This window comes from Streptomyces sp. SID10853 (assembly GCF_010548145.1).
Classification (GTDB): domain Bacteria; phylum Actinomycetota; class Actinomycetes; order Streptomycetales; family Streptomycetaceae; genus Streptomyces.
Map to the genome: position 1 here is coordinate 1 of NZ_JAAGLN010000204.1, position 12,823 is coordinate 12,823.

The following is a 12,823-nucleotide window of genomic DNA, read 5'->3' on the forward strand; positions in this document are numbered from 1 at the left end:
CACCGGCCCGGGTGGGCCGTGCTGGAGGCGCTGTGGGCGGCCGCGCTCGTCCTCGCCCGGCACGGCCGGCCGGGCGTCGCCGTCCTGGCGTCCGCCGTGCCGGTCGTGGGCGACAACGTGTGGACCCTGGCGGTGGCGCCGCTGGTCGTGCTGTCCGCCACCCGCCGTATCGCACCGCAGCGCCGGGTGTGGCAGTTCGTCGGAGCGGCCTGCGCCGCCGTCGGCGTCCTGACTCTCGCCATGGCCCTGGCCGGGTCCGGGGCACTGCTGCCCCAACTGGCCGGAAACGCCGCATCGGCCGTGCTGCTCCTCGTGCTTCCTGCGCTGGCCGGCACCCTGCTGGGGCGGCGCCGCCCACTGAACACCCTGCTGCGGGAACGCAACGCCTACCTGGAGCAGGCCCGTACGCTGACCGCGGCGACGGCCCGGCTGGAGGAACGGGCCCGGATCGCGGGGGAGATGCACGATCTCCTGGGCCACCGGCTGAGCCTGATCTCCGTACACGCAGGCGCACTCGAACTCGGCGCCGCCCGGCAGGCACCCGCCCTGGCCGGACAGGCCGAGCTGCTCCGTACGACAGCCGGTACGGCCATGGAGGAACTGCGCGAGATCCTCGGTGTCCTGCGGCACGTGGAATACCTGGAACACCTGGACAGCGGCGGCAGGGCCGACCGGTCCGCCGACGAGAGGGGAACCCGCGAGGACATCACCGCGCTGGCGGAGGAGTCCCGGCGGACAGGCAGCACCGTCGAGCTGGACTGGTCCGTCCCCGGCACGGCCGGGCTGAGCCCCCGTACCCGTCAGGCGATCCACCGGGTGGTCCGCGAAGGGCTCACCAACGTGCTGAAACACGCGTCCGGCGCGCCCACCGCGGTGGTGGTACGCGGCACGGACGCAGGGGTCGACGTCTCCGTCACCAATGAGGCACCCCCTGCGTCCGGCCGCTCCCGCGGCGGAACACACAGCGGGCTGGCCGCCTGCCAGGAGCGGGTCTCGCTGCTCGGCGGCACGTTCCGGGCGGGCGCCGCGGCGGACGGCGGATTCCGCGTGGCCGCGTGGCTGCCCGCGCACGGGAACGAGCCGGTGCCCGCGCCCGAGCCCGCCTCCGCCTCCGTGCCTGCGCCCGCGAGCGAGCCCCTGCCACCGCACGGCAACGGCAACGGCAACCGCCCCGGCCCCGGTATCGGCAACCGCACAGGCACCGGCACGGACAACCACCCCGGCCCCCGCACCGGCCCCGGCCCCCGCCCCCGCCCCGAACCGAGAGGCGCACGGCCCCCCTTGCCGGACGAGATCCTCACTTGGCCGCGCGTCCTGGCATCGGGGTGCGTGACCCTGCTCGTGGTCCTGCCCACGGTCGTCTTCCTCGTCGTGCTGCTGGTCTACGCGGCTCTAGGATGAGCAGATGATCCGAGTCCTGGTCGCCGACGACGAGGCGCTGATGCGCGTGGGAATCCGGCTGATCCTGGAGAACGCCGAGGACATCGACGTGGTCGCCGAGGCGGGCGACGGCTATGCGGCCGCCGCGGCGTGCCGCACCCAGGACATCGATGTGGCCCTGCTCGACATCCAGATGCCGGACCGGGACGGAGTCGCCGCCGCCGAGGACATCGCCCGCATCTCGCCCCGTACCTGTGTCGTGATGCTGACGGCCTTCGGCGAGGAGGCGAGCGTGACGCGCGCCCTGCGGGCCGGTGCGAGCGGGTTCCTGCTCAAGGACACCGGCCCCGCCGAACTGATCCGCGCCGTGCAGCGCGCCGCCGCAGGCGAACCGGTCCTGGCGCCCCGGATCACCCGGCAACTGCTGGACCGCCAGTTGGAGTCCGGCCGGAACACCGAGGCCGCGCTCCGCAGGACCGGAGAACTGACCCCGGCCGAACAGGACGTCCTGCGACTGCTGGGCACCGGGCTGTCCAACGCGGAGATCGCCGGTCAGCTGTATCTGAGTGCCGGCACGGTCAAGGCACACATCAGCCGCATCCTGACCCGCACCGGCTGCGCCAACCGCGTGCAGGCCGCCGTCCTCGCCCACGACGCCGGACTGCTCACCGATCGCTGAGCCGGCGGGCCTGGTCCGCAGTGATCGAGCCCCCACGGAACGGGACCTCCTGGCCGGCCAGCGCCTGGGTGCCGAGGACGGTGAGCAGCGCGAGCTGTCCGGCGTCCCGGGTGTCCGGCTCCGTCGTGTAGATCATGATGCGCAGGTCACTGCCCGCGACGCCGAGCACATCACAGTCCAGCGTCACAGCGCCGATCTGTGGATGGTCGATCGTCTTGTGCGATACGTCGTGCCGCTCCACGCCCCCGGAGTCCCACAGCTCCGCGAACCGGTCGCTGCCGGCCCGCAGTTCGGCGATCAGGCGCCGCAGCCGCTGGTCAGCCGGATACCGGGCCGCCGTCGCCCGCAACCCGGCGACCTGCGAGGTCTCCAGCGCGCGCCGGGACGCCGGTGTGTGGCGGGCACGCGTGCCCGAGCCGAGGAAGTTGCGCCACACCGCGTTGCGGTCCTTGCCGTGCCACTCGCCCATCAGCGCCGTGTAGAGCGGGTTGGCCAGCAGCAGCGTCCACGCCGCGTCGTAGACCGCGACAGGTGTGCCGGTCAGCCGGTCCAGCATCCGCTGGACGCCGGGCGTGATGTACGCGGGCACCGTGCCCCGCCCCGGCGGTACGAGCCCGGCGGCCGCGAACAGATGCTCGCGCTCGGCCCCCGACAGACGCAGCGCCCGGCCCAGCGCCTCGACGACCTGCACCGACGGGTTGGCGGCCCGGCCCTGTTCGAGACGGGTGACGTAGTCGACCGAGATCCCGGCCAGCAGGGCCAGCTCCTCGCGGCGCAGCCCGGCCGCCCGCCGGTGGCCGCCGACGGGCAGCCCGGCCGCCTCCGGGGAGACCCGGTCGCGCCAGCGCCGCACCGCCTGTCCGAACTCCGTGGTCGCCATGACACCACTGTGCCCCGGACCGCTCGGATCGTCCTGGTACCGGCAGTCCCAGGAAGACCGGACGCCTGGCTGACCGACCGCCCCCGCCGCATCGTGGAGGCATGACAACAACACTGGTCACCGGAGCGAACAAGGGTCTCGGCCACGAGACCGCCCGCCGCCTCATCGCCGCGGGCCACACCGTCTACCTGGGCAGCCGCGACGCCGAACGCGGGCGCCGGGCCGCCGACGAGCTGGGCGCGCGGCTGGTCGTCATCGACACCACCGACGACGCGTCCGTCGCGGCCGCCGTGCGGGTCGTCGAGGCAGGTGGCGGTCTGGACGTACTCGTCAACAACGCCGGCATCGAGGAGCGCGGCGCGGACAACACCGTGATCGGCGCCGCGGACGTGACAGCCGGCACGATGCGGAGCACGTTCGAGACGAACGTCTTCGGCACCGTGCGCGTCACCCACGCCTTCCTTCCCCTGCTGCGGCGCTCGGCCGCCCCGGTGGTGGTCAACGTCAGCAGCGGTCTTGCCTCACTGACCGGGGTCGCCACCCCGGACACCCCGGCGTACGCGTACCCGGGGGTCGCCTACCCGGCGTCCAAGACCGCGGTCAACATGATCACCGTGCAGTACGCGAAGGCGTTCCCGCAGATGCGGATCAACGCGGTGGAGCCCGGCTTCACCAAGACCGACCTGAACGGGAACACGGGCATCCAGACCGTCGAGCAGGGCGCCGGGATCATCGTGCGGATGGCGCAGGTGGGCCCGGACGGCCCGACCGGGGGCTTCTTCGACGCCGACGGCCCGCTGCCCTGGTGATCCGGACAGCGGGCCATCGGAGTGCCGAGTGGCTCTTCGGGCCTACAGCCCCGCCGCCTGCGACAGGTCCGCCTTGATCGCCGTCAGGAGCAGGTCCGCCCGGGTCCTGGCCGCCGGGACGTCGCCGATGGCCTCCACCGGGAGCACCACCTCCAGATAGCACTTGAGCTTCGGCTCGGTGCCGCTCGGGCGGACGATCACCCGGGCGCCCTCCAGGTGGTAGCGCAGGCCGTCCGTGGGCGGCAGGTGCTCCGTGCCGTTCGACAGGTCGTCGGCGCTCGTGACCTTGAGGCCCGCCAGCTCCGTCGGCGGCTGTTCGCGCAGCCGGCGCATCGCGTCCGCGATCACCGACAGGTCGTCGACGCGCACCGAGAGCTGGTCCGTCGCGTGCAGCCCGTGCCGGACGGCCAGTTCGTCGAGCAGGCCGAGCAGCGTGCGGCCCTCGGCCTTCAGCACCGAGGCCAGTTCGGCGACGAGCAGGGCAGCCGTGATGCCGTCCTTGTCGCGTACGCCGTCGGGGTCGACGCAGTACCCGAGCGCCTCCTCGTAGCCGTACCGCAGGCCGTCGACGCGGGCGATCCACTTGAACCCGGTCAGCGTCTCCTCGTACGGCAGCGAGGCGGCATCGGCGATCCGCCCGAGCAGCGACGACGACACGATCGACTCGGCGAACGTGCCGGTCACCCCGCGGCGGACCAGGTGCGCCGCGAGCAGCGCGCCCAGCTCGTCGCCGCGCAGCATGCGCCAGTCGCCCTCGTACGGCACGGCCACCGCGCAGCGGTCCGCGTCCGGGTCGTTGGCGATGACGAGGTCGGGCGTCGCGCCGCGGGCCGTCGCGAAGGCGAGGTCCATCGCGCCCGGCTCCTCCGGGTTGGGGAAGGCGACCGTCGGGAACGCCGGGTCGGGCTCGGCCTGTTCGGCGACGAGCACCGGCGCCGGGAAGCCGGCCCGGGCGAACGCGTTGAGCAGGGTCTCCGTGCCGACCCCGTGCATCGCCGTGTAGACGGTGCGGGCGGTGCGGGGGGAGCCGGGGGTCAGTACGGCGTCCGTACGGGCCAGGTAGGCGTCCAGGACGTCCTCACCGAGGGTCTCCCAGCCGCTGTCGGGGCGCGGCACGTCGTGCAGGCTCCGCACCGCGTCGATCTCGTCGGCGATCCCGGTGTCCGCCGGGGGCACGATCTGCGAGCCGTCGCCGAGGTAGACCTTGTAGCCGTTGTCGCGGGGCGGGTTGTGGCTCGCCGTGACCTCGACGCCCGCGACCGCGCCGAGGTGGCGGATGGCGAAGGCGAGGACCGGGGTGGGCAGCGGGCGCGGCAGTACGGCCGCGCGCAGACCCGCGCCCGTCATCACGGCCGCGGTGTCCCGGGCGAAGTCCGCGGACTTGTAGCGGGCGTCGTAACCGACGACGACCAGGCCGCCCGCCCGGCCCTGCGCCTTGAGGTACGCGGCGAGGCCGGCCGCCGCGCGTATGACGACGGCCCGGTTCATCCGCATCGGGCCCGCGCCCAGCTCTCCGCGGAGGCCGGCGGTGCCGAACTGGAGGGTGCCGCTGAAGCGGGCGGCCAGCTCGGTGGTGTCACCGGAGGCGGCGGCTGCCTCGATGAGCCGTGCCAGCTCCTCGCGGGTGTCCGGGTCGGGGTCCTCCGCCTGCCACGTCCTGGCGCGGGTGATCAGGTCCTGCTGCACGGTGGTTCTGCCTTTCGTTCCTCATGGGGTGGGGGCTCCGCCCCCAGGCCCCCGCTCCTCGATCGCCGGAGGAGCTGGGGTCGTGCCGGTGTCCGGCACGATCAAGCCCGTCCGGCGGAGGACACCTGGGGGGCGCTTCAGATGCGTTCCAGGACCTTCGAGAGCAGCGAGCCCATCCGCGTGGCCGAGTCGCGGCCCGCCTGCAGTACCTCTTCGTGGTTCAGCGGCTCACCGGTCAGCCCGGCCGCCAGGTTCGTGACCAGCGAGATACCGAGCACCTCCGCACCCGCCTCACGCGCCGCGATGGCTTCGAGCACCGTCGACATGCCGACCAGGTCGCCACCGAGCACCCGGACCATGTTGATCTCGGCGGGCGTCTCGTAGTGCGGGCCGGGGAACTGGACGTACACGCCCTCTTCCAGGGTGGTGTCCACCTCCTTGCAGAGCGCCCGCAGCCGCGGCGAGTACAGGTCGGTGAGGTCCACGAAGTTGGCGCCGATGATCGGCGATGTGGCCGTCAGGTTGATGTGGTCACTGATGAGGACCGGCTGGCCGGGACGCATCCCGGGGCGCAGACCGCCGCAGCCGTTGGTCAGGACGACCGTCTTGCAGCCCGCGGCGACAGCGGTCCGCACGCCGTGCGAGACGGCGGCCACACCGCGGCCCTCGTAGTAGTGGGTGCGGCCGAGGAAGACCAGCGCCCGCTTGCCCCCGACGGCGTACGAGCGGATGCGTCCGCCGTGGCCCTCGACGGCGGGCGGCGGGAACCCGGGCAGTTCGGTCACGGCGAAATCGGCCACGGGGGTGCCCAGCGCGTCGACGGCGGGTGCCCAGCCGGAGCCCATCACGAGGGCGACGTCGTGGGTCTCCGCGCCGGTGAGCTCACGCAGGCGGGTGGCGGCGGCGTCGGCGGCGACAGTGGGGTTGTCGGCGGCGCCCTGGATGTCCGGGTTAACTGAAGCGTTCACGCCGAAGAGGGTAACCGCATTCGGCCTACGCGCGTAGATGTTGTGGCCGACGGAGTTGGGATCGTTGTCTTGTCGTTTCCGACGAACGCCGCGTCCCGCTGGGCCTGCCCGCCTCAGCAGGGGCGTTTGCGCAGCTCCATCACATAGTCGTGCGGTGCGCCCGCGGACTCGGCCGCGTCGGCCAGCTCGCCCAGGTAGCGCGCCGACGGCAGGCCGCCCTCGTACCCGTTCAGTACGTAGATCCAGGCGGGCTCCTCGCCCTCCAGGGTGTCCACCCTGACCCGCATCCGCCGGTATATGTCGAGGCCGACGCCCTCCCAGCGGTCCATCGAGTCCTGGTCCATCGGGGCGATGTCGTAGAGGGCGACGAAGACCTGCGAGCGCGGGGCCTCCACCAGGGTGGCGAGCGCCCCCTCCCAGCCCATCTGCTCCCCGCCGAAGGTCAGCCGCCAGCCGTTGAGCCAGCCGGTGCCGCGCAGGGGGGAGTGCGGGGCGCGGCGACTCATCAGCCGCGCGTCGAGGTTGCCGGCGTACGCGGCGTAGAGCGACATGGTGTCGAGGGTACGACAGTGGCATTTCGGAGCCGGGTCACTTCGCCCCGGCAGCCGGTCGTGACGGCCTCGCGTGCGGGGCCGTGCGGGTGCCCGGGGTCACATCGGAGACCCCCTGAGCCCCCCGGGGAGCCCCGGGGGTGAAGCATCTTGAAGAGTGCGGGACAATGAAGCACGTACTGCATTCCCCGGGGGCTCCCCCCGGACCCCCGGCCGGGGCGGCAGTGCGGCCGGGGTGACAACGCGAGGCGGATTTTTCGTGACCCGGATCGTGATCATCGGCGGCGGACCTGGCGGATATGAGGCCGCGCTGGTCGGCGCCCAGCTCGGCGCGGAGGTGACCGTCGTCGACTGCGACGGTCTCGGCGGGGCATCCGTGCTCACCGACTGCGTGCCGTCCAAGACTCTGATCGCCACGGCCGAGGTGATGACGACCTTCGACTCTTCGTACGAGGAGTTGGGCATCATCGTCGCCGACGACACCCCACCGCTGGAACAGGCGGCGCGGGTGGTCGGCGTGGACCTCGGCAAGGTGAACCGACGGGTCAAGCGGCTCGCGCTGGCCCAGTCCCACGACATCACCGCGTCGGTCACCAGGGCCGGTGCCCGGGTGATGCGCGGCCGCGGCCGGCTCGCCGGGCAGCAGGCCATGGACGGCTCACGCCAGGTGATCGTCACCGCCGCCGACGGCACCGAGGAGACCCTGACGGCCGACGCCGTCCTCCTCGCGACCGGCGGCCACCCCCGGGAGATCCCGGACGCGCAGCCGGACGGCGAGCGCATCCTGAACTGGACGCAGGTGTACGACCTGGACGAGCTCCCCGAAGAGCTCATCGTGGTCGGCTCCGGTGTCACGGGCGCCGAGTTCGCGGGCGCCTACCAGGCACTCGGCTCACGCGTCACGCTGGTCTCCAGCCGCGACCGGGTGCTCCCCGGCGAGGACCCGGACGCCGCGGCCGTCCTGGAGGACGTGTTCCGCCGCCGCGGCATGAACGTGATGGCCCGCTCGCGCGCGGCCTCGGCCAAGCGCGTGGACGACCGGGTGGAGGTCACCCTGGCCGACGGCCGGGTCATCTCCGGTACGCACTGTCTGATGGCGGTCGGCGCCATCCCCAACAGCGCGGGCATGGGCCTTGAAGAGGCCGGCGTCCGGCTCAAGGAGTCGGGCCACATCTGGACCGACAAGGTCTCCCGCACCAGCGCCCCCGGCGTCTACGCGGCGGGTGACGTCACCGGGATCTTCGCCCTCGCGTCGGTCGCCGCCATGCAGGGCCGTATCGCGATGTACCACTTCCTCGGTGACGCGGTGCAGCCGCTGAACCTCAAGACGGTCTCCTCCAACGTCTTCACCGACCCGGAGATCGCCACGGTCGGTTACAGTCAGGCCGAGGTCGACTCGGGCAAGATCGTGGCGCGCGCCGTCAAGCTGCCGCTGCTGCGCAACCCGCGCGCCAAGATGCAGGGCATCAGGGACGGCTTCGTCAAGATCTTCTGTCGTCCGGGTACCGGCATCGTGGTCGGGGGAGTGGTCGTGGCTCCCCGGGCCAGCGAGCTGATCCACCCGATCTCGATCGCGGTCGACAACAACCTGACGGTGGAGCAGATCGCGAACGCCTTCACCGTGTACCCGTCGCTCTCCGGCTCGATCGCCGAGGTGGCGCGGCAGTTGCACACCCGGAAGATGGCCGGCGAGGACTGACGGGACCGGCGGGCGGCTGACGGTCGGGGCGCGGGCGGGGGCGTGGCCGGTGGGCGCGCCCCGTATACCACCTGCTGGTGCAATCTGTGCGCAATTTCTGTTATTCGGCGCAAAGTGCTGAGAACGATCGGCCGGTCAGGTTACTGTCTGTTCCGTGTTCGCTGCTGAACGTCGCCAATTGATCCTTGAAATGGTGCGTGCCAACGGGGCCGTGTCGCTCCGTGAGCTCGCCCGTGTCGTCCAGACCTCCGAAGTGACCGTACGGCGGGACGTGCGGGCGCTGGAGGCAGAAGGACTCCTCGACCGCCGCCACGGCGGTGCGGTACTGCCGGGTGGTTTCACGCGAGAATCCGGCTTTCCGCAGAAATCCCATCTCGCGACCGCCGAGAAGACGGCCATCGCCGATCTCGCCGCGGGGCTCGTCGAAGAAGGCGAAGCCATCGTGGTGGGCGCGGGGACGACCACGCAGGAGCTGGCCCGCCGGCTCGCACGCGTCCCCGGGCTGACGGTGGTCACCAACTCCCTGCTGGTCGCCCAGGCGTTGGCCCATGCCAACCGGGTCGAGGTCGTGATGACCGGCGGCACCCTGCGCGGGTCCAACTACGCCCTGGTGGGCAGTGGTGCCGAGCAGTCCCTCCAGGGGCTGCGGGTCTCCCGGGCCTTCCTCTCCGGCAGCGGGCTGACCGCCGAGCGCGGCCTGTCCACCTCCAACATGCTCTCGGCCAGCGTCGACCGGGCGCTGGTGCAGGCCGCGGCCGAGGTGGTGGTCCTCGCCGACCACACCAAGCTGGGCACCGACACCATGTTCCAGACCGTGCCGACGGATGTGATCACCCGGCTGGTCACCGACGAGCCGTCCGCCCAGGACGACCGTGCGGCAACGGAGTTGCAGGCGCTCGCCGACCAGGGCGTGCAGATCGCGGTGGCGGGGCCGGGCGGTGCGGCCGCGGGCTCCGGGCCGGGCGGTGAGCCCCACCCGGCCGGCCGCCCGCCGCGCAGGGACATGCCGCTCCCCGGTCAGCGGCGTACGCACCCGGGCGGGCCGCAGCCGCTGCGCAGCGCGGTCTCGCTGGCCGAGCAGCAACAGCAGGCACAGCAGGCGCGGGTGGCCGACATGCGGCGCCGCTAGTTGTATTGAGCACGAGCGTTGTTGACCGTGGCTGCCGGCTGCAGCCCGGGTCGGCGGTGCGTCGGCAGGGGAGGCGGAGGCAGGTCCTCGCCACCGCCGTGGACTTCGGGCATGAGGACTCCTGGATCTGCGATCCTCACTCTGCTGCCCCGGCGGGGATGCGCTCGTCCGGGAGCGGGGCACAGCCCGATGGGAGTCATAAGTACGCACTCGAGCCTGGGTTCTTGAGCCGCAAGAGCCTCCGCTGCCGCAGCGAGCGCTCCGTGGAACCGTTCAGCGTCCGAGTGGACGTGCTACCGCGGGAGTTCGGCGCCGGGAGGCAGGCGGAGGCCGTCGAGCAGTGTGGCGAAGAGGGGTGCCAGGTAGGCCGCTTCGCCTTGGATTTTAGCGATGGCGGCGATGCCGTCGAAGATCTGCTCCAGCGTGACGTCGCCGCGGATCTCGTCTGCGTCCTGGGCTGCGGTCAGAAGCGGGCGGGCGGCGTCGAGTGCGCGGGTGCGGTTGCCGCGGATGACCGGGCCGGCGGGGTCGGTGTGCTCCAGCAGTTCGGAAACGATCAGGCGCTTGTTGGGAATGAAAGCGAAAAGCCGGCGGAGCCAGCCGATGAGTGCTTCGCCCGGCTGTGCGTCGTCGGCGACGGCCGCCTCGCACAGCGCGTCCACTTCGTCGGTGTAAAGGGCTTCGAGGAGCTCGGGGCGCCCGGGAAAATTGCGGTACAGGGTCGCCATCCCGACGCCGGCGCGTCGCGCGACCTCCGCCATGGAGATCTCTGCGGCGTGATCGGTGAAGGCATCCCGGGCGGCAGCGAGGATCTTGTCGCGGTTCCGCTCGGCCGCGGCCCGCCGGGTGGGGAACGAGGTCTTGCCCGAAGCCATGGTCTTCCTCCGATCCGGTGACACTGCACGCCTCACCTGCCGAACCCGACCCTAACGGATGCGGGGCGGCGCCCTCAAGACTTGATGGACAGCCTATCCGTTATCGCTTACGCTTTAACGGAGAGGCTATCCGGTATTCGTTTTGAGGAGTTCTCCATGCCGCACGAACAAACCGCCACACGGCGCGGGCCCACCTCGCCGCCCCCCAGCCATGGTGCGCAGGAGGTGGCCAAGCCAGGCGTGGGTCTGGCGGTCGTCGCCGCGCTGGCCTGCGTGGCGCAGTTCATGGTGGTGCTGGACTCCAGCATCGTGAACGTCGCGTTGCCGTCGATGAAGGAGGGGCTCGGCCTGTCGGCCGCGGCCCAGCAGTGGGTCGTCAACTGTTACCTGATCACCTTCGGCGGTCTGCTGCTGCTCGCCGCGCGCGCCGGCGACCTGTTCGGGCGCCGCCGGATCTTCCAGATCGGGCTGGTCGTGTTCACTGCGGCCTCCCTGTTCGGTGGGCTCGCCCAGGAGGGCTGGATGCTCCTCGCGGCCCGCTTCCTGCAAGGCGTCGGTGCCGCCGCGCTGGCACCCTCCAGCCTCAGCCTGATCACCGCCAGCCACACCGAACCCGGCCGGCGCACACGCGCCATGACCTGGTGGGGCGTAGCCGCCTCCTCCGCCGGAGCGGCGGGTGTCGTGCTCGGCGGGCTGCTCACCGCCTCGCTGAGCTGGCGCTGGGTGATGCTGGTCAACGTGCCCATCGGCGTGGGCCTGCTCATCGCATCGCTGGTCTGCCTGCAGCCGTCCGCCGCTTCGAAGCGCAGTACCCGCATCGACATCCCGGGGGCCGTCACGATCACACTCTCTGCAGCAGCCCTTGTCTACGGCGTGTCCAGCGCCCCCGACGACGGCTGGACATCCCCCCGGGTATTGACCGCGCTGATCGGCGGGGTCGTGCTGTTCGTGGCGTTCGTGCTGATCGAGCGGCGTACGAAGGAGCCGCTGATCCCGCTGGAGATCTTCGCGGTGCACAACATCCGCATCGGCAACATCCTGACCCTGCTGATGGGCACCGTGATCACCACGCCGCTGTTCTTCCTCTCCCTGTACATGCAGCAGGTGCTGGGCGAGAGCGCCCTGCGCACCGGTCTGTCGCTGCTGCCGATGGTGTCCGTGATCAGCGTGGGTGTCCTTCTCTCCCAGCGGCTGATCCCCAAGGTCGGCGCGCGTCGGCTGGTGCTGGTCGGCGGGCTGGTCGCGGCCGTTGGTCTGGTGTGGCTGGCCCGGCTGCCGGTCCACTCCGACTACGTCGGCCACGTGCTGCTGCCCACCCTGGTCATCGGTGCGGGGACGAGCGTGATGATGATGCCGGCGATCGTCGCGGCCACCACCGGGGTCGCCCCGCAGAATGCGGGCGCCGCGTCCGGCCTGATCAACATGTGCCGTCAGCTCGGCGCGGCCCTCGGCCTGGCCGCGCTGGTCACCCTCGCCTCCAGCGTCACCGGACACAGTGGGGCGACCGGCGCCGCCTCCGTCGTCGACGGCTACCGCGTCGCCCTGCTGATCGTCGCCGCCATCAGCGTCGCCACTGCCCTCATCGCCCTCTTCCTCAAGGACGCCGATGTGGCCCCCGCACGCAACCGCGCCGAGGCCGCCTGACCCTGCCGACGGCAACGAACCACTCAGCCGGAGGCCCGACTCCAGCGCCGCCACCCGCCCATGAGGGTGGCGGACACACACCCCGGCCGCCCTGCGTGCCCTGACAGGCCGCAGCAGGCCAGGCACCATCAGGACTCAGGAACCAAATCATGATCGTTCAGACCAGCTGCGGACCCGTCGAAGGCAAGGCCCTCGACATGCACGCAGAGTTCCTCGACATCCCCTACGCGGACGCCCCCTACCCCCACCACGCCTTCGGCGCCCCGCCGTCGGCTACGGCTGTTCGGCTGCGACCGCTTCTGCCGCTGGAAGCCCGTACGGGGTGAGCCCCGGCCCGACCACCCGAATCCAAGGTGTGTCCGGCCGGGGCTCACCCCGTAACTCTCGGCTGTGCCGTCAGTCCTTGATCTCGCAGATCATGGCGCCTGATGAGATGGAGGCGCCGATCTCGGCGGTGAGGCCCTTGATGGTGCCGGAGCGGTGGGCGTTGAGCGGCTGTTCCATCTTCATTGCTTCGAGGACG

At 71.8% G+C, this 12,823-nt stretch carries 13 protein-coding genes; 7 read left to right on the forward strand and 6 right to left on the reverse strand.

Annotation, left to right across the window (positions count from 1 at the left end):
• Together G3I19_RS28220 and G3I19_RS28225 are read left to right on the forward strand one after the other, a co-directional pair.
• The coding region (locus G3I19_RS28220; protein WP_164266547.1) for a histidine kinase at positions 1 to 1,401 on the forward strand (1,401 nt) is incomplete at its 5' end.
• A 4-nt stretch (positions 1,402 to 1,405) separates the two neighbouring features.
• The gene (locus G3I19_RS28225; protein ID WP_164266548.1) at positions 1,406 to 2,059 is read left to right on the forward strand and encodes a response regulator transcription factor; all 654 of its coding nucleotides are present in this window, start codon (positions 1,406 to 1,408) and stop codon (positions 2,057 to 2,059) included.
• Here G3I19_RS28225 and G3I19_RS28230 read toward each other — a convergent pair.
• Positions 2,046 to 2,939, reverse strand: a complete 894-nt coding sequence (locus G3I19_RS28230; RefSeq protein ID WP_164266549.1) for a helix-turn-helix transcriptional regulator — start codon at positions 2,937 to 2,939, stop codon at positions 2,046 to 2,048. The two genes, G3I19_RS28225 and G3I19_RS28230, sit on opposite strands and share 14 nt — an antisense overlap.
• A 101-nt stretch (positions 2,940 to 3,040) precedes the next feature.
• Between G3I19_RS28230 and G3I19_RS28235 the strand changes: the two genes are divergently transcribed.
• A complete protein-coding gene (locus G3I19_RS28235) occupies positions 3,041 to 3,748 on the forward strand; it encodes an SDR family NAD(P)-dependent oxidoreductase (RefSeq protein WP_164266550.1) in 708 nt (235 codons plus the stop codon).
• A gap of 42 nt (positions 3,749 to 3,790) precedes the next feature.
• Here the strand turns inward: G3I19_RS28235 and G3I19_RS28240 are convergent, their stop codons facing one another.
• The 3 genes from G3I19_RS28240 to G3I19_RS28250 all read right to left on the reverse strand — a co-directional run bounded on the left by G3I19_RS28240 (position 3,791) and on the right by G3I19_RS28250 (position 6,953).
• Entirely contained in the window at positions 3,791 to 5,434 is a 1,644-nt protein-coding gene (locus tag G3I19_RS28240) for a phospho-sugar mutase (RefSeq protein ID WP_164266551.1), read from the reverse strand.
• A gap of 137 nt (positions 5,435 to 5,571) precedes the next feature.
• Entirely contained in the window at positions 5,572 to 6,402 is an 831-nt protein-coding gene (locus G3I19_RS28245; RefSeq protein ID WP_164266552.1) for a purine-nucleoside phosphorylase, read from the reverse strand.
• Between the two features lie 113 nt (positions 6,403 to 6,515).
• Positions 6,516 to 6,953: a gamma-glutamylcyclotransferase gene (locus tag G3I19_RS28250; RefSeq protein ID WP_164266553.1), complete on the reverse strand. Its 438-nt coding sequence runs from the start codon at positions 6,951 to 6,953 to the stop codon at positions 6,516 to 6,518.
• A 259-nt stretch (positions 6,954 to 7,212) separates the two neighbouring features.
• Here G3I19_RS28250 and G3I19_RS28255 point away from each other — a divergent pair, with 259 nt between their 5' ends.
• Both G3I19_RS28255 and G3I19_RS28260 read left to right on the forward strand, forming a co-directional pair.
• Positions 7,213 to 8,652, forward strand: a complete 1,440-nt coding sequence (locus G3I19_RS28255; protein WP_164266554.1) for an NAD(P)H-quinone dehydrogenase — start codon at positions 7,213 to 7,215, stop codon at positions 8,650 to 8,652.
• A 154-nt stretch (positions 8,653 to 8,806) separates the two neighbouring features.
• Positions 8,807 to 9,781, forward strand: coding sequence for a DeoR/GlpR family DNA-binding transcription regulator (locus G3I19_RS28260; protein WP_164266555.1), 975 nt, complete (start codon positions 8,807 to 8,809; stop codon positions 9,779 to 9,781).
• A 293-nt stretch (positions 9,782 to 10,074) separates the two neighbouring features.
• Here the strand turns inward: G3I19_RS28260 and G3I19_RS28265 are convergent, their stop codons facing one another.
• Positions 10,075 to 10,656 (reverse strand): TetR/AcrR family transcriptional regulator, encoded by a 582-nt coding sequence (locus G3I19_RS28265; RefSeq protein ID WP_164266556.1) that lies wholly within the window; start codon positions 10,654 to 10,656, stop codon positions 10,075 to 10,077.
• Between the two features lie 156 nt (positions 10,657 to 10,812).
• Here G3I19_RS28265 and G3I19_RS28270 point away from each other — a divergent pair, with 156 nt between their 5' ends.
• Together G3I19_RS28270 and G3I19_RS28275 are read left to right on the forward strand one after the other, a co-directional pair.
• Positions 10,813 to 12,300, forward strand: coding sequence for an MFS transporter (locus G3I19_RS28270; RefSeq protein ID WP_164266557.1), 1,488 nt, complete (start codon positions 10,813 to 10,815; stop codon positions 12,298 to 12,300).
• Between the two features lie 149 nt (positions 12,301 to 12,449).
• The gene (locus G3I19_RS28275) at positions 12,450 to 12,626 is read left to right on the forward strand and encodes a carboxylesterase family protein (protein WP_164266558.1); all 177 of its coding nucleotides are present in this window, start codon (positions 12,450 to 12,452) and stop codon (positions 12,624 to 12,626) included.
• Positions 12,627 to 12,696: 70 nt separating this feature from the next.
• Here G3I19_RS28275 and G3I19_RS38160 read toward each other — a convergent pair.
• Positions 12,697 to 12,823: biotin/lipoyl-containing protein (locus G3I19_RS38160; protein WP_164265823.1), on the reverse strand; the 127-nt coding region annotated here is incomplete at its 5' end.